The sequence below is a fragment of the Aeribacillus sp. FSL K6-1121 genome, from assembly GCF_038003725.1.
Classification (GTDB): domain Bacteria; phylum Bacillota; class Bacilli; order Bacillales; family Aeribacillaceae; genus Aeribacillus; species Aeribacillus composti.
Map to the genome: position 1 here is coordinate 3924506 of NZ_JBBOPS010000001.1, position 16274 is coordinate 3940779.

The window sequence follows — 16274 nt, forward strand, 5'->3', positions numbered from 1 at the left end:
TTAAATTAAATAGAAGGTAGGATAGAGAAAGACTAACGGCTCTCTATCCTATCCTAAAAACATTATGCTACTACAGCTTTTTTGCCTCCGGCTCTTAGAGCTATCTGCAAGGCTTTTAATGTGAGACCTGCTCCGGTTATCAATGTCAAGAATGAAGCTATTCCTAAACCGGCGTCCAAAAATGCAGCAATAGTATTTGCAGTAGTTTCATTAATGCCATAAGCAACTAAAAGATCAAGTTCCAACATTATAATTCACCTCCTTTCAAATAAGTTCAATTAGTGTGTTAAATATAATTGTTACTGGAAATAATATGGAAACTATCTTTGTTAAAGACTGCTTTGTAACAATTGTTAAGCTTAAACAAATTAGAAATAATGACCACAAATTAAATAATTCAATTTTCGATAAAAATATTTGCAGAAATTGATTCATGTTTAATCCTGAAAATAGGTAGGCCAAGCTGGTGACAGGAATATGATATTGAGACGGATCAGATAACACGTATTTTATACCAAGCCCCAAAACAACAGGGGATTGAGCGATGATGACAAATCTCAATAATTCCCTGAATTTTACTTTCAATTTTACGATGGAGAGAACTATTTTTATTAAGGCTGTAAGTAAAAGAATATTAACGAAAAATAAGAAGACTTGCATAATTGCAGCAAAAATAGTAAGAGCATTTTTAAACGATTGTGATGGATTGTTTCCTAAAAGATCTGCTATATATTCGGATTGTAATAAATTTTGACTTATAACAATACTTATTGCGGCAAACAATATAACTAATGTCAAAGTAGCTAGTATTCCTAGTTTTTTTTCATTATGTATGTTCAATAAAGTTTTTTGCGGCGAATAAATGATTTTAAATGGATAAAATATCCTTTTGATAAAAACATGACTAGGGTTTCTTACCAATTGCTCTTGCTCTTCAAGACGCATTATCAAATCACCTGCTTACATAATTTAATGAGTTCTAGATATTTATTTGCTAAAAAACAATGTCAATATTTCATATGATCACAATGCTCCGGCTTGTTGTTTAAAGTTTTAGAGAGAAGAGAAGAATTGATATATTTTTGGTAGAATTTACAATTTCTTCTTCTTAATTCAAAATATATTACAAATCTTCTAAAAAAACATCGGTATTTTCCACAAAAAATGATGTGGAAAATACCTATTTTTAGAAAAAACAATGAAAAAAACTGTCATTTAGTGTAAAATTTTTACTATAAATACTAGTTGAAGGAGGGATAAAAAGCGAGAATCGATAGGATTCACTGAACTTTGCATTCGCAAAAGAAAAGATTGGATTTGGATGTGTTCTCTCACTTGTGTATATATGAAAAACAGACGGACAGTTAACGGAAAAGTAAATGAGTTTTTGAAAAAAACACTTGTTTAGCTCTAAGCTTGAAAAAAGGCATCTTTAAACTGTTGCGCCTTTAGAGGAAAATGATTTGGAAACGAAGATTATTTTTTTCGAGATGTGTATACGCTTTTAGTCTATAATCGCTAATTTTTTCATCTGATTTTAGTGAAGCTAGTCTAAATACATTCTGTTCTAATTGAAATTCTTTTGATGGAAATTTTGTGAATTATTCTCACATCTGTTCTCTTCAATGTTTTTTAGACTTATAAAATGCTTTAAAAATAAAAGGGTGTTTATATTGAGTTTTCCGGAAAAATCAATTAGGGTGAGTGACGATCTAAAATCTTCGACGAAGATGGCTACGCTTAAATGCAGTCAGAACTGGGCATTGTAACTTCCTGATAACTTTGCCGAGATTAGGATGATTGAAATGAAAATTAAAGTACTACTGGTAGATGATCACTTACTAGTCTTGTTAGGAATCAAACAATTATTAGAACACGAATCAGATCTTGAAGTTGTAAATACCATTTGCGACCCTGCCGGCATCAATGCAGCAATATCAAAAAATCATCCGGATGTTGTGGTAATGGACATAAGAATGAAAGGCTACAATGGAATTGAGTTGACAAAGAAATTAATCGAAAGCTATCCGAATCTGAAGATTGTCATTTTATCAGCTTATAACGATGATGAATATATTGACGCATCTTATCATGCCGGTGCTTATGCGTTCATTACGAAGGAAAACTCTGCTGCAGAACTTGCAAATGCGATCAGACAAAGTTTTTTGGGCAACAATATCATTCCTAGAAAAAAAATAGAATATCAGAATCACTATTTAACCAAAACTGAGTTAGAAATTTTAAAGCTGATTTCTGAAGATAAAACGAACGCAGAGATCAGTGATATTTTGATGGTAAGCAGAAGAACGGTCGAACACCATGTTTCATCAATTATTAAAAAGCTGAATGTGTACTCAAGAGTTGGTGCAGTGGTAAAAGGAATAAAACTAGGACTATTAAAAACTATTTAAAATCGATATATTTTGTCCAAATCGGAAGCCTACATTCCAGCATGTAGGTATTCAAGACATAGATATTGTGTCTGAACTCAATTGCGCTTTAAACAACAAAACCGCTGTACCGTGTGTGAGAGTGTCTATCAAACATAGTGATTCTCTTATTTTTTAAAGCCGAAATGTATAAACTTGACTTTTCTAGGTGGAGGATTTAGCAAAAAGACCTATTTGTTCTCTCAATTTCATTCTTAAGCACTATTCAGAATAGGACATTTTATCTATAGGAAGATAAAGGTAAATATGTTATTTTTAAACAGAAAATTTTTTTAATATTTTGAATAGGAGGAATCAAAAATGAAAAAGAAATTGTTTATTGAAGAATTGGAAGTAAGGCAATCTAGCTCTCCGTTATTTGTGAGCCCTATTGTGGATCCGGGATATGCCACAACGTTAGCTTTAGGCGAAGAAGGAGGATATACAACTCAAGCTATCGGGGAAGAAGGCGGACCAATTGTTACCACATATGCACTTGGCGAAGAAGGCGGTTTTATAAAATAGGTTTTGCAAAAGTTGGACAAGCGCCCCAGAGAATGTTTTCTGGGGCGCTAAAATTCGGAAAATTCTCATTTATTTCATCGGAGGTGCGAAATGGCGGAAGTATCTGTTGGTATTATCGGTTCACAATTTGAAAGGCATTGTCTTTATTTACAAAAGGAATTGGTTCGACAAGGCGCCCAAGCATTCATTTTAGATAATTCGCCGGATGTCCCCTACCCCTTAAGCTTTGGCGGTGAAGACAGCCATTATGAAAACCGTGATTTATCGGAAACGAACGTTTACTTTTTGAGAGCATTATTTGTTCCTACTCCTGCATTCGATACTTCTCAAATAAAGGAACAAATCAAGGAGAATGGATTTTTGGCATATGCGGCGGAGCGGGAGAGATATGCTGCTTGGCTGTCTTGGTTAAAATCTTCCTCTTACTTCGGCAGACTCATCGTCAATCCTGTTGATACACTGCTCATTCATTTTGCAAAGCCTTATCACCTTGAGTGTCTAAGAAGAGCAGGTATTCCCGTTCCTAAAACGTTAGTAACCAGCAATCCGGAAAAAGTTTTGGAATTCAGCCATAACTGCGATGTCATCTATAAACCCGTTGCTGGAGGAGCATTGTGCCGTCTATTGACAGAGGAAGATAAAAAACCTGAAAGATTAGAAGCATTGAGCACAGCACCGGTGCAATTCCAAGAATACATACAAGGCCAGGATGTACGTGTATTTGTCCTGGACGGAAAAGTCATCGCATCATTTATCATTGAGGGAGAAGGAATTGATTATCGTGAAGGCGCCCATCAAGTCAAACCCTTTGAGATAACGCCAGAGATCGCTCAGTTATGTATAGAGGCATGCGAAACATTAGGGCTTATTTTCAGCGGAATTGATTTAAAACTACGTCCAGACGGTTCTGTTATATGCATTGAATGTAATCCAAGCCCAATGTTCGAAGGATTCGATCGGGTTGCCCCTGTTTCAATTGTTTCCCAGCTGGCTTCATACTTGATCAAACAAGCCATTCTTAAAGAGGAAAATAAACTGAAAGTGAGAAACTGACGTTTGGAGAGGGAGTATTTGTGAATTACTCACAGTCATTTCAAAAACCGTTAGTATACAAAATAGGAAAGATAAAAGAAGATCGGTACTGGATTGAACGACCGGATGGACTTTTATTGCAAATAGATAACTATTCAAAAAAATTGTTGGAGCAGTTGGCAAACAAAGAGCCTATATCTTCTATTGCAGATAAAATGGAAGTATCGGAGAAGGAAATTTTACTATTTCTTGAAAAGTTAGGCATCGATAAGGATGCAGCCTTTTCCCTTATTGAAGAAAAACAATCTGATTTTGAGCCGGATCAAAAGCCGCTCATAACCTATTACAATCCTTGGCTGGAGCGTAAATGGTTTAACTGGATTACCGCAGGTGCTGTTTTGATTTCGATCATCAGCACCGTTTTGTTCATGATCAACACTCCATTTTTTCTCGTCACTGATCTAAAAGGTCAATGGATCATCGCCGGAGTTTTAACATTTTCAGTCCTCATCCATGAGCTTGGGCACTTATTAACAATGCCGCGTACAGGGAACATTTCCATTTCTGTTCAATGGTCCGGGCCTGTCCCGTTATTTAGCATTGTTTGCAATGAAGCTTGGAAGCTATCAAAATGGCAGCGCATGCGGATCAACATCGCGGGCTTTACGGCAGATTTGATTGTATGCGGATTAACATCAGTGATCGGCTTATGCTTTGCACAGCTTTCACCATGGATTTGGTCCTTTCTTATTGTTCATATGTTTAGAATGCTGTTTGCGATTTTCCCGCTGCTTCCTGGAGACGGCTACTGGATGATCGTTGATCTATTGAATCAGCCGAATTTGTGGAAAAATGCAATAGATCAACTAAAGAAATTGAAAATTAATTTGCTTTCCTTCTATGCTTTTGTGCGGATTGCCTTTCATATCTTTATTTGGATTTTATATACGTATTTCATTTTTTTGTGGTCAGCTATCATATTCACAAGGCCGTTTGAAGACGTTCTTTTATTCTTTTTACAGCCTGCGCCGTTGTTGTTATTCCTGAACCTTTTCTATCAGCTGATTTTCATTACTTCCATCGGAATCAAGCATATAAGGCGGCTGGGCAAGGCGGAACGGGCTCTGGAACGGTAACGATTTTTCGCCATTTTATGAAAATCATAACTTAATGATTCGCCATAAACGGCTCTCGAGTTGTTGAAAAGATTGCAAGAGTGGAATTTTTGAATGATTATTCCCGGAACGGAGCCAATCTTGAACATAATTTAATTGATTTTTTTTGAAAAAATATTGACAAAAAATTCAATCCATGGTAATCTTTAAACCGCAGTAAATCAATAGGAATAATTTAGGTTCGATCAGACGACTGAAGGGCCTTGCAATGCTTGGAAATAATATATTTTCAGGCGTGCAAGGCCTGTTTTTATTTAATTTAAAGAAATTGGTTGGACCATTGAATGTCTGAACCAAATGCGTTGTAAAAAAGGAAATGGAGGGGTGGTTCATAGTGTCACACAAGTTTTTAGTACATAATGTCGGCGATTCTGTGGGAGTCGCAATAGAAGACATTGAAGCAGGCGAGCAAATCCAAGGGGTCATCTTAGAAGACGATTCAGTTGTTTCAGTAGAGTCTAGAGATTTTATTCCTCTTGGTCATAAGATTGCTTTAGTGGATTTGGATGAAAACAGCAAAGTAATTGAATATCGCGTACCGATTGGTGTAACTACAAAAAAAATCTATAAAGGGAGCTATGTTCATACTCATAATTTAAAAACGGCGAGGTGGAAATATGGAGAATAAAATTTGGGGTTATCGCAGAGAGAACGGAAGAGTTGGTATTCGGAATCATGTAGTGATCATGCCTGTCGATGACATTTCTAATGCGGCAGCAGAAGCGGTTGCTAAAATTGTTCCTGGTACTTTAGCGATCCCGCATGCATACGGGCGATTACAATATGGGCCGGATTTAGACTTGTTTTTTAAAACGATTATCGGTAACTGTTCTAATCCAAATGTAGCAGCTGTTGTTGTGATTGGTATTGAGCCTAACTGGACAAATCGAATTGTTGAGGAGGTACAAAAAACAGGCAAGCCGGTAGCTGGATTTTCAATTGAACGTTATGGCGATTTGTCTACGATTGAAAAAGCAGCTCGAACAGCACAAAAATTTCTGCAGGATGCTTCTGAAATTCGCAGAGAGCCTGTGGAATTATCAGAAATTTTAGTAAGTATTAAATGCGGAGAGTCGGATACGACAACCGGGTTAGGATCATGCCCTACGGTAGGAAATGTAGTTGATCGTTTAATCGACGAAGGCGGAACTGTTTTGTTCGGTGAAACCTCCGAATTAACTGGCGGCGAGCATTTAATTGCAGAGCGTTGTGCCACTCCAGAAGTAAAACAAAAATTTTTAAGCCTTTATCAAAACTATGTTGAAGAAATCGCATCAAAAGGTGTTGATCTGCTTGGCAGCCAGCCGACAGAAGGAAATATAAGAGGCGGCCTCACAACAATTGAGGAAAAGGCGCTCGGCAATATCGAAAAAACAGGCACAAAACCGGTGGTTGATGCTTTAGGACCTGCGGAGGCTCCAGTAAAAGCGGGATTGAATTTTATGGATACCTCCTCTGCAGCAGCTGAATGCATTACTTTAATGGCAGCTGGAGGGGCAGTCGTACATTTCTTTCCTACCGGTCAAGGCAATATAATTGGTCATCCAATAGTACCCGTTATTAAGCTTTCGGCAAATCCAATTACAGTTTCTACTATGTCAGAGCATATCGATGTAGACGTTACAGGATTATTGAAACGGGAATATAATCTCCAGCAGGCTGGCGATTTGCTGCTTGATATTTTGATCCGAACAATAAACGGACGTTTAACTGCAGCGGAAACATTAGGGCATAGAGAATTTGTTTTGACGAAACTTTATCGCAGTGCATGAGCGGAGGAAAGTAATGAAAATACTAATCTCTGAATATATGCCTGAATCCGGGATTAACAGGATGAGGAAAATAGCGGAGGTCGAATACAATCCGGATTTATGGAGAAATAAACAGGAATTAATAAACAAAATAATAGATGCAGACGCATTAGTCGTTCGAAACCAGACAATTGTTGATCAGGAAATACTGGATGCAGGGAAAAAATTAAAGGTAATCGGCAGATTAGGAGTCGGGCTTGATAATATAAATTTACTTGCAGCAAAACAACGTAATGTAAAAATCGTCTCCGCCAAAAATGCCAATTCGGTTTCAGTAGCAGAATATGTTATGGCCGTTATTTTAACGGCATCGAGGCCTATCATACAAGCCGGAGAAGACGTTAAAAAAGGAAATTGGAATAGGAAATTATTTACGGGAAATGAGATATACGGGAAAACATTGGGATTAATCGGAACGGGAGAGATTGGCCACAGGCTTGCTAAAAGAGCCATTGCATTTGGAATGAAAGTGATCGGCTATGATCCTTATATAAGAGAATTCGATTATCCTTTTTCTGAAACGGGGATTACAAAGGTTGAATTAGCAGAGGTCTTAAAAGAGTCCGACTTTGTAAGCATTCATGTTCCGCTAACGAATGAAACAAGAAATTTACTTAGTACGAAAGAATTTAACTTAATGAAAAAAAATGCAATTATTATCAACACTTCTCGCGGGGGAATTGTTGATGAATCCGCCTTATTCAAGGCGGTGGAATCCGGGCAAATAGCTGGTGCTTACTTAGATGTACTTGAGAATGAGCCGGTCGAAAAAGACTATTTTCTATTAAACAGCAGCAAGATTACTGTAACTCCGCATATTGCTGGATTAACAGAAGAGTCCCAAGAACGAATCACTAACATTATTTCAGATGAAATTATGAAAGTACTTGAGGGAAAAGAATCACTATTTTTAGTTTCATCTGATTTTTAAAGGGTGAGTGAAGTTTGACTGTTTATGATGCGAAAGCTCTAAAAAAATTTGTTGAAGATGTTTTGGTGAAGCAAAACGTTAAAAAAGAGAATGCTGAAGTTGTAGCAGATTCATTAATAAGGGCAGATCTTGAAGGTATCACAAGCCACGGAATCAGCAGATTGCCGATCTATTCAAAACGTTTAAAAGAGGGGCGGATTAATCCGACCCCGTCCATAAAAATACAAAAAAAAGGGTTATCCATTTTAACTGTCGATGGAGATAACGGATTGGGCCAGATTGCATCATATTATGGCATTAAAGAGGGAATCAAAACAGCAAGAGAAACGGGAGTTGCTGCCATCGCCATTCGAAAAAGCAACCATTTTGGATGTGCATCATATTATTGCAAGGCAGCTTGCGATGAAAATCTTGCAGCAATTGTGATGACAAATTCTCCGCCTGGGATTCCGCCTTGGGGAGGCAAAAAAGCTTTCTTTGGAACGAATCCGATAGCATTTGGCTTTCCAGTCAAAAACGGACCGGATGTTATTATCGATATGTCTGCAAGCGTCGTTGCAAGAGGCAAAATTATAGAAGCGGCAAAGGAAGGAAAAGCCATTCCAAAAGGCTGGGCAATCGATCAAAGAGGCAATGATACGGAAGATCCTGCAGCAGCATTAAACGGAGCCGTTCTTCCTTCGGGAGGAGTAAAGGGGTATGGCTGGGCTTTGGCAGTGGAAATATTAACAGGGATATTAACAGGTGCTGCTTACGGCCCATATGTCGAAAATATATATGACGATAACGGCCAAATAGCAAATGTAGGGCATTTTTTTATTTTAATCGATATAGAAAAATTTATGCCTGTCGATCAATTTACCTCTCTTCTGCAAAAAATGCTTTTGGAAATGAAAGCTGTTCCTAAAAAAGAAGAAGTCCATACAATTTTGTACCCTGGGGAACGAAGAGAACAATCTTATATTCATAAATTACATTGTGGTATTCATTTATCTCAGGAAGTTGAAAAGGATTTAGTGCAGCTGGCTAATCAGTTGCATTTGGAATTTCCTACCACAGGTGATCATTATGTTTGAAAATATTCGTTTTGATCGTTCCACTGTTCCGAATAAGATTGTTGAAGAATTGAAATCACTTATTCAAGAAAATAAGTTGAAACCCGGGGAAAAGCTGCCGTCAGAAAGAGAGCTTTCTCTTAAATTAAATGTGAGTCGAAATACAATAAGGGAAGCTTACAAAGTTCTCTCTACGCTCGGATTTATTGAAATTAAACAGGGGAATGGCGTTTTTGTAGCGGATGGAACGAATAATTTAGCTCAATTAGCCAATCATTACTTTGTCAAAAGCGACCAATTTGCAGATTTATTTGAAATAAGAATGCTCATTGAAACGCAAGCGGTAGTATGGACTGTTGAACGGGCATCCGATTCGGAAATTGACGTTTTGTATCAGTTTGTGAAAGAGACTGTACAATTAATCAGCGAAAATAAAGTGAATGAAAAGATATTGTCTGAACGAGATCACAAATTTCATATTAGAATTGCGGAGCTTTCCAAGAACGCAATTGCTTATCGGATAATGAACAGTCTCACTAGCCTTTTTAACAATATCAGGGTGGAGACATCTAAAATACCTGATCGGATGCACCATTCGTGGCTGGAGCACTTAGAAATTGTCGAAATGATCAAAAAGCGCGACATAATTAGGTCAAGGAAAAGCATGGAGAAGCATTTACAAAGTGTCGAGCAGACTTTAGAAAACGCAAAGAGGGATAACGGCTAACATATGACATTTAAGTTTATTTCCGAGAAAAAATCGACGGGTTCACCACTGTATTGTTCGGCCTCTTATCGGTAAATGAAAGCAAAACTCTATCACCCTTATATATGAGCTGATGTGCCTTAGCGCCGACGCTTGCCATTTCCCTGATTTTTATAGCAAAAATATATTGTCAGGCGCCATTTTTTCCGAGATTCATTGAGATATTTCTTGTGCTATTTGGAATTGGCTGTGTTTTGAAAGGAAAAAGGCAGAGCTGCCAGCAGGAAAAATTCGCCTCACCTTCTTTATTAAGCTTCTTAATTATGAGCATAGGCTGTGCAGCCAGTCCGTCAGCGGTATCCGTTCGCTGGATTTTTTTATGATGATGAGGAACTTATCCTAGAACCAGGCTATTTAAATTCTGAAGATTTTACGAAAGATGTACAAAATGAAACGGAAGCATAAACAAAATTAGCCGAAAAGACTAGAATTCGCAAATGACATGAAGGCCATTTTCTATTAAAATGATTTTAAGATTTAAAATAGATAGAAAATGGTAAGCAAAAACAACAGAGAAAGTTTTCTGTGCTGGCAACACCAAATCGAATAGTTTAATGGGGAGTGTTTTCGAACAGACGGGAGTCAGGATGCACTCCCCAGCTATTTACTATAGGGGGAAATTTTTGTGGCAGAAACAATTGCACCAATGACGGCAAAACATTTGGAACAATGTATTGAACTATATATGAAAGTTTTTAATCGTGACCCTTGGAATGAAAGCTGGACATATGAAACGGCTAAAGAAAGGCTTACAGATTTGCTGCATACTCCGAAATTTACAGGATTTTTTTGGGAAATCGATGGAACTCCCATTGGTTTTATAGCAGGGAACAGCAAGAAAACATATCAAGGAACAACTTTTTATTTAGCGGAATTATGCATCAATCATGAAATTCAAGGTAAAGGCTATGGCTCCAAGCTTCTCCAATATTTAGAGAAAGATTTACAAAAGAAACAAGTTAAAAGCATTTACCTCTTAACATCCACTGGAGGACTCGCAGAAAGCTTCTACAGAAAAAATGGTTATGCTGTGAATAACAATCGAATTGTGATGAAAAAAAATTTGTTTTAGACAGTTTTTTCCTAGCTGAAATTTTATCCAGCCAATTTTCGGTCTCCGCCAAAGAATCATGCAATCACTGTGCGCATATGAAACCGAATGAGATAATGTTTTAAAACGAGAAACGACAAGTGCTATTCCCCACGCTTATGTTTGGGGAAATTTTTTTGTGATTGACAAAAAATAATGGTAAATAGTTAAATATATTTAATTAAATATATTTAACTATTTATTGGGGGATTTTATGGTTAAAGACAGCATTGCGTTTATTGCAAATTATTTGTGGAGGGAATCGATTAAAAATTTACATATGCATTTGACGGAGGCAGAGATTAAAAAATTCAGCAGCAATGACTACTATTATTTAACGACTATTTACTATATGGGGAAACCCAATTTTTCTCAGGTGGCAGAAGCTTTGAACCTCACGAAGCCGGCTGTTTCAGCGATGATTAGAAAGCTGTCAAAAATGGGCCTTATAGAAAAAATACAATCGCAGGAGGACAAACGAGTTTATTATGTAAGTGTTACAGAAAAAGGAAAGAACATTGTCGAAGGTGATGAAAAGCTCTACAAGAAAATTGACTTGCAAATAAAAGAGTGTTTAGGAAGCGATCATAAATATGAATTTCTGGAAACTTTATTGGCAGAAATCGTTCGTTATTTGCAAAAAACAGATCGCTAATGCATCATATACATTTTTACATGGAGGAGCTGTTCATGAAAAGGAGTTTTGAGGGTAAATCTGTTATTGTCATAGGCGCTTCAGGGGGATTAGGTTCAAGCTTTGCAAAAGCTTTTGCCGATAAAGGTGCAAGGCTTCTTTTAGTTGGAAGGAATGAAGAAAAGCTTAAAAAGACAGCAGAGCACAGCAGAGCAAATAACTGGAGATATAACAACAGCCGTTTTTGACATTACTGATTTACAATCGATTGAAGAACTGAAAAATATTGTAAAAAGGTGGTCGGCCCATATTGATATTGTCGTCAATGCTTCGGGTTATGACGTGAGAAAGTCTTTAGCTGAGCATAGTTATGAAGAAGCGAAGAACACGCTTGATATCAATCTTTTAGGAGCGATTCTTATAACGAAGGCATTCCTGCCGCATATGAGAGAACAAACAGGCAGCACGATTGTGCATATCGGGGGATTTGCAGATGGCCGCTTGGCTTTTCCTTATTATAGTGTCGATGCTGCATCACGTGCAGGGCTGTTCACATTTATTGAAGCTGTAAACCGTGAATTGGAGTTGGAAGGCAGTCAAGCAAGGGTTGCCTTTTTTTCGCCAAGTCCTGCAGATACTGAAGCTGAAAGACCATTTCATCCGCTTTGGAGGAAAATGGGTGTTTCCATTATGCCTGTTGAAAAAGTGGCAGAGGATTTGCTTAAAACAATTGAAAAAAAGAAGACAGTACGAATTATGGGAGGGATGTCCACGATCCTTTTTGCCAAGCTTAACTCCATATCGCCGAAGCTGGCTGATGCTATCATGATGAAAAAATATGGAAAAATGCTTCAACAATTTTTTTACAGGACAGAGGATGGCGGACAGCAAAAGCCGAATAGGCATAAAAGAGGCTATCTCCGCAAGATTGCTGTCATTCTTATTATTGCCTCGTTTATTTTGTATGGACTAGCCGCCGTTGTCCCATTGCTTCCGCTCACTCTTACTCAAAAAACGGCGGCTGTTCCGGCGCTGATTGCAATTGGCGAAATCGTTTGGTGGGCCGGGCTGGCAATCGCAGGTCGGGAAGTCGCTGCCAAGTACAAAAAATATCTTAATCCGTGCACTTGGTTTTCCTGTAAAAGAAAAACAATTTAAAGATTAGAAAAGTGCCATCAGCTGGAATTCTAAACTTTATGCGAGAAGTGAGGAGCTTGGAATTTTTTTTGCCAGATTGGCATATTCTTATTGTTAGTTGTTGGAATAGGATTCACTTCAAAATTATTGGGTAAATATAGTTTGTATTTTTTGCTGGCTCTCACTTTTACAGCTTTAATTTTTGCTGTTCTAAATACGAATGATTTTAGTAATCGGCCTTCTTATATGTTGTTTTATTTGGGACAGTTTGTCTAGCTTCAATGATAAAATTGATGATCCAAACGTATAAGTTAAAATAAAAGGTTCTTCGGAGCTTTATCAGGTAGACGGCAGCTTATAAATAGCGTAAAAGGACATTTTGAAATTCTTTTTAATGAGAAAGACGTCCTCAACATCTATCTTGCTTTCTTCTAAATGTTGATTCGGTTATTAGGCAGGCGGCAGCATGGATTACTTAAATAAGGAAAAGAAAAAACTTACGTTTTGATAAGACGAAATCCCTTTAAATTCGAACAGTCATACAATGCCCTAAAGGGGCTGTCTTAGAAAGTCAAATCGTCATTGATAACCACGATATATCAACATTTCTAAAACATTAATGGGGGCGTCAATAAGCCGTAAAAACGACTTATTAGACACCCCCATTTTGTGATTGCATTTTAATTCATTCGGTTTTAAGCTTCTTTTTCATTAATTCATTTATTATGGCAGGTATTAATAAATACAATGCGTAGGCAAAAGACATCCATGCTGCAAAAGCGATAACCTGCGGCTCATCAAGCTTAGGAAAAATCAGCTGGTGGTTGGATAAAGAAAAAGTATCTAAAATTAAACCAACGATCGTACCGATGAATCCAAATTTCAGCGGTGCATTTTCGGCTTTGTCAAACAATACATATAAATACGTGGCTCCTGCCAATAACACCCCTGTTCCAGCTATTAGCAAAGAGAGGCTGACAGCAAACTCCGCTGTACCCGGTCTGAAAAGAACGCTGTCCCCAAACATAACAAAAAACATTGTGGCAAAAAACCAAACAAAAACGCTCCAGCATGCTGTGTGCAAATATCCCTTCATTTGTTCTCCACCTCTTGTAAGCCGCTCAATGCTATAAATAATTTCTCAAGTTCTGCGTATGTTTTCTCTACCGGAAAATTTTTTGACAATAGAGCCTGTAAGGCGATTCCGTCTACAACAGCGTTTAAAATGATCGCCCATGTGTCAAGCGAAATTCCTTTAATTGGTGATAAAGGCCATATTTTTAATAAATTTTCCGCTAGAGCTTTATTTTCTTGTAAAATAATCCCCTCAAGCTGTTCCCTGATTTTATCATTATGAAAACCTGAAACGACGAGTGTTAAGAACAATTTATGAAAAAAAGAATCATGAGAACAACGGCTTTTCGCTGTCTCAATCGCTTGTTTAATGATGTTGCCGTCACTTTTCGATAATTCGTCCCAAGAACTGTCGCAAATATCTTTTACAATATCCAATAATAATTGTTCTTTTGTTCGAAAATGATAATAAACAGTCCCCTGCGTAACCCCTGCCGTTTCGGCGACTGCCCTCAATGTGAACTTTTCAATTCCGTTTTTGACTAAACACTTCTTCGCGGAACGAATTAATTCATTTTTACTAATAACATTCGGCTTTGCCATATGATCACTCCTTATTAGTTATTCATATAACTAACTTAACTCAAAAAAATTTACCGTTTATTTACTGATTCATTTTAGATTATACAAAATTCTTGACAGTACCACAATATAAAATGGTCATAATTACCATCTTTTCAAAAGTCATTTGAATTCTCTCATTTGAATATTGACAAGAAAAGAGTTTTCATGTTGACTCTTTTAAGAGAGAAAGGGCAGGTGAACAAAATGGATATCAATGAGTTTCAACAATGGGTGAAGGAGTATTATGACAGCAGGGGCTGGGCTGAATTAGATATTTTTGTCCGCATTGGATTTTTAGCCGAAGAAACGGGGGAAGTTGCCCGAGCTATAAGAGCGCTTGAAATTGGCAGAGACAGACCAGACGAATCAACAGGTTCAGTTGAGGAAAATAAACAGGCATTAATCGAAGAGCTGGGAGATGTGTTAGGAAACATCATAGTGATTGCAAACAAATACAATATTCCTTTGGAAGAAGTATTTCATTCACATAAAAAGAAGCTGTTAGATCGTTATTCTACTGTTTAAGTTTTATGTCTTAAAAATTCCGTAATAAGGTAAAATTGCGGCATCGCTGTTTCACGTGGTGAACGGATTCTTCCGTATTCTTTGATGCCGCAAACGATTGTTGAATAGATTGTGAAATCCATTTCTTTTTATGGTCGACCAATTGCAAATAAACTTTCTTTTCCGGGCAATAGGGGGGATGCCCAATTTTCAAAAGTCATTAGCGATAAAAACGATTCCAAGGTTATTAGATAAAAGGCAGTGTTCGCATCAGAGGATGACGATTCTGCGTAAAACGGTTCCGAACTTATATAGCTTGATATTCACATAAGGGAGATGCCGTTTTTATTTGGTTATAAAAATTTTTGAAGTTTAACTTTTTAACTGAAAGGCTTTTATAAATTATTGGTTAGAAAAATCCTGATGGGACTATTTTTCTATTTTTCGTGTAATGCTGCGGCGGCCGTCTATACTAACAGGAACATCTCCTGCAATTGTAATTCTTCTCACAACTCTTTGTTCGTCGCCATAGTCATTTATTGCATAATGCTGGGTTGCACGGTTATCCCAAATCACAACATCTCCTGCACTCCATTTCCAGCGAACTGTATTTTCTAATTGTATAATATGCTGCTGCAGGACAGTGAACAATTGGGCTGAATCGAAGGTGGAAAGTCCGACAAATTTTTTGACAAAATGACCAAGTAAAAGATTGCGTTCACCGGTTTCAGGATGTATATGGACAACGGGGTGCTCGGTTTCATATAAAGTGGAAGTGAATACTTCGTCATAGTGCTTTTTTGCTTCAGGAGATATATTATATCGCAGTGCTGCATAATCATAGGCATTTGTATGGATTGCCCACAATTGATCAGCAAGATTCCGCAGTTCTGTTGGCAGAGTTTCATAGGCAGCAGCTGTGTTCGCCCAAACAGTATCCCCTCCTGCTTCAGGGATCACAACCCCCCGTAAAATGGAGAATTTCGGAAATGCATCTACAAATGTAACATCTGTATGCCATGAATTGGCCCGGTCGCCACGATCAGAGTCTAGCTCAAAAATATAATTGGAGCCGTCTTTTGCTGGAACAGTTGGATGAACAACAGGATTGCCAAGCAGCTGTGCAAAGGCTTCCTGCCCCGCATCATCTAGATGATGCTGATTTCGGAAGAAAACTACCTTGTACTTTAAGATCGCTTCGCGAATAAATTGAATTGTTTCAGCATCTAGTTCATCGGAAAGTTTGATGCCTGATATTTCAGCGCCAATTCGTCCGGCAACTGGTTTGACAATAATCTCTGATTCATTTTGTACTTGTTTGACATCAGTCATAGAGATCGCCTCCTCAAGAAAGTTTATGATTCTACGGAATATTCATCTTTCTCAAAATTTCATCGGCACTTAATAGAAGCCCCACCTCCTTACTCGTTGAGTGAGCCATTTTAATAAACCGATAATAAGCAAGAAAGCCAGAGCAGATGAGCTCC

20 protein-coding genes are annotated in these 16274 nt (G+C 37.6%); 15 read left to right on the forward strand and 5 right to left on the reverse strand.

Features of this window, described 5'->3' with window-relative positions; genetic code table 11:
• Positions 1-62 precede the first annotated feature (62 nt).
• A complete protein-coding gene (locus NSQ61_RS19000; RefSeq protein ID WP_063388392.1) occupies positions 63-248 on the reverse strand; it encodes a hypothetical protein in 186 nt (61 codons plus the stop codon).
• A gap of 16 nt (positions 249-264) precedes the next feature.
• On the reverse strand, positions 265-945 hold the full coding sequence (locus NSQ61_RS19005; RefSeq protein WP_340807921.1) for a YIP1 family protein: 681 nt from the start codon (positions 943-945) through the stop codon (positions 265-267).
• Between the two features lie 860 nt (positions 946-1805).
• Here NSQ61_RS19005 and NSQ61_RS19010 point away from each other — a divergent pair.
• The 14 genes from NSQ61_RS19010 to NSQ61_RS19075 all read left to right on the forward strand — a co-directional run bounded on the left by NSQ61_RS19010 (position 1806) and on the right by NSQ61_RS19075 (position 12606).
• Entirely contained in the window at positions 1806-2411 is a 606-nt protein-coding gene (locus tag NSQ61_RS19010) for a response regulator transcription factor (protein WP_339197380.1), read from the forward strand.
• Positions 2412-2750: 339 nt separating this feature from the next.
• A complete protein-coding gene (locus tag NSQ61_RS19015) occupies positions 2751-2954 on the forward strand; it encodes a hypothetical protein (protein WP_063388395.1) in 204 nt (67 codons plus the stop codon).
• A gap of 90 nt (positions 2955-3044) precedes the next feature.
• Positions 3045-4007: an ATP-grasp domain-containing protein gene (locus NSQ61_RS19020; RefSeq protein ID WP_063388396.1), complete on the forward strand. Its 963-nt coding sequence runs from the start codon at positions 3045-3047 to the stop codon at positions 4005-4007.
• A gap of 20 nt (positions 4008-4027) precedes the next feature.
• Positions 4028-5122 carry a hypothetical protein gene (locus NSQ61_RS19025; protein WP_063388397.1) on the forward strand — a complete coding sequence of 365 codons (1095 nt, stop codon included), beginning with the start codon at positions 4028-4030 and terminating at the stop codon, positions 5120-5122.
• Positions 5123-5495: 373 nt separating this feature from the next.
• The gene (locus tag NSQ61_RS19030; RefSeq protein WP_340807924.1) at positions 5496-5789 is read left to right on the forward strand and encodes a UxaA family hydrolase; all 294 of its coding nucleotides are present in this window, start codon (positions 5496-5498) and stop codon (positions 5787-5789) included.
• Positions 5779-6933: a UxaA family hydrolase gene (locus NSQ61_RS19035; protein WP_066248079.1), complete on the forward strand. Its 1155-nt coding sequence runs from the start codon at positions 5779-5781 to the stop codon at positions 6931-6933. Before NSQ61_RS19030 ends, NSQ61_RS19035 begins: the two co-directional genes overlap by 11 nt.
• Positions 6934-6946: 13 nt before the next feature.
• Positions 6947-7903 carry a hydroxyacid dehydrogenase gene (locus NSQ61_RS19040; protein ID WP_063388400.1) on the forward strand — a complete coding sequence of 319 codons (957 nt, stop codon included), beginning with the start codon at positions 6947-6949 and terminating at the stop codon, positions 7901-7903.
• Positions 7904-7917: 14 nt separating this feature from the next.
• On the forward strand, positions 7918-8979 hold the full coding sequence (locus NSQ61_RS19045; protein ID WP_063388401.1) for an Ldh family oxidoreductase: 1062 nt from the start codon (positions 7918-7920) through the stop codon (positions 8977-8979).
• The gene (locus NSQ61_RS19050) at positions 8972-9685 is read left to right on the forward strand and encodes a FadR/GntR family transcriptional regulator (RefSeq protein WP_063388402.1); all 714 of its coding nucleotides are present in this window, start codon (positions 8972-8974) and stop codon (positions 9683-9685) included. Before NSQ61_RS19045 ends, NSQ61_RS19050 begins: the two co-directional genes overlap by 8 nt.
• A 315-nt stretch (positions 9686-10000) precedes the next feature.
• Positions 10001-10129, forward strand: a complete 129-nt coding sequence (locus tag NSQ61_RS19055; protein WP_261308733.1) for a hypothetical protein — start codon at positions 10001-10003, stop codon at positions 10127-10129.
• A gap of 220 nt (positions 10130-10349) precedes the next feature.
• A complete protein-coding gene (locus NSQ61_RS19060; protein WP_327848706.1) occupies positions 10350-10796 on the forward strand; it encodes a GNAT family N-acetyltransferase in 447 nt (148 codons plus the stop codon).
• A gap of 232 nt (positions 10797-11028) precedes the next feature.
• Entirely contained in the window at positions 11029-11469 is a 441-nt protein-coding gene (locus NSQ61_RS19065; RefSeq protein WP_063388404.1) for a MarR family winged helix-turn-helix transcriptional regulator, read from the forward strand.
• A 35-nt stretch (positions 11470-11504) separates the two neighbouring features.
• A complete protein-coding gene (locus NSQ61_RS19070; RefSeq protein WP_327848705.1) occupies positions 11505-11696 on the forward strand; it encodes an SDR family NAD(P)-dependent oxidoreductase in 192 nt (63 codons plus the stop codon).
• Positions 11623-12606 carry an SDR family NAD(P)-dependent oxidoreductase gene (locus NSQ61_RS19075; RefSeq protein ID WP_340807929.1) on the forward strand — a complete coding sequence of 328 codons (984 nt, stop codon included), beginning with the start codon at positions 11623-11625 and terminating at the stop codon, positions 12604-12606. Before NSQ61_RS19070 ends, NSQ61_RS19075 begins: the two co-directional genes overlap by 74 nt.
• Positions 12607-13270: 664 nt before the next feature.
• Here NSQ61_RS19075 and NSQ61_RS19080 read toward each other — a convergent pair.
• Complete coding sequence (locus NSQ61_RS19080) at positions 13271-13681, reverse strand: DUF5367 family protein (protein WP_144598173.1); 411 nt, start codon at positions 13679-13681, stop codon at positions 13271-13273.
• Complete coding sequence (locus tag NSQ61_RS19085; RefSeq protein WP_144598172.1) at positions 13678-14262, reverse strand: TetR/AcrR family transcriptional regulator; 585 nt, start codon at positions 14260-14262, stop codon at positions 13678-13680. The genes NSQ61_RS19080 and NSQ61_RS19085 overlap by 4 nt, the downstream gene beginning before the upstream one ends.
• 225 nt (positions 14263-14487) lie before the next feature.
• On the opposite strand from NSQ61_RS19085, the gene NSQ61_RS19090 reads away from it, so the two are divergent.
• Positions 14488-14808, forward strand: a complete 321-nt coding sequence (locus tag NSQ61_RS19090) for a MazG nucleotide pyrophosphohydrolase domain-containing protein (protein WP_063388408.1) — start codon at positions 14488-14490, stop codon at positions 14806-14808.
• A 408-nt stretch (positions 14809-15216) separates the two neighbouring features.
• Here NSQ61_RS19090 and NSQ61_RS19095 read toward each other — a convergent pair whose 3' ends face one another.
• Positions 15217-16119, reverse strand: coding sequence for a TauD/TfdA dioxygenase family protein (locus NSQ61_RS19095; RefSeq protein ID WP_186439284.1), 903 nt, complete (start codon positions 16117-16119; stop codon positions 15217-15219).
• Positions 16120-16274 lie beyond the last annotated feature (155 nt).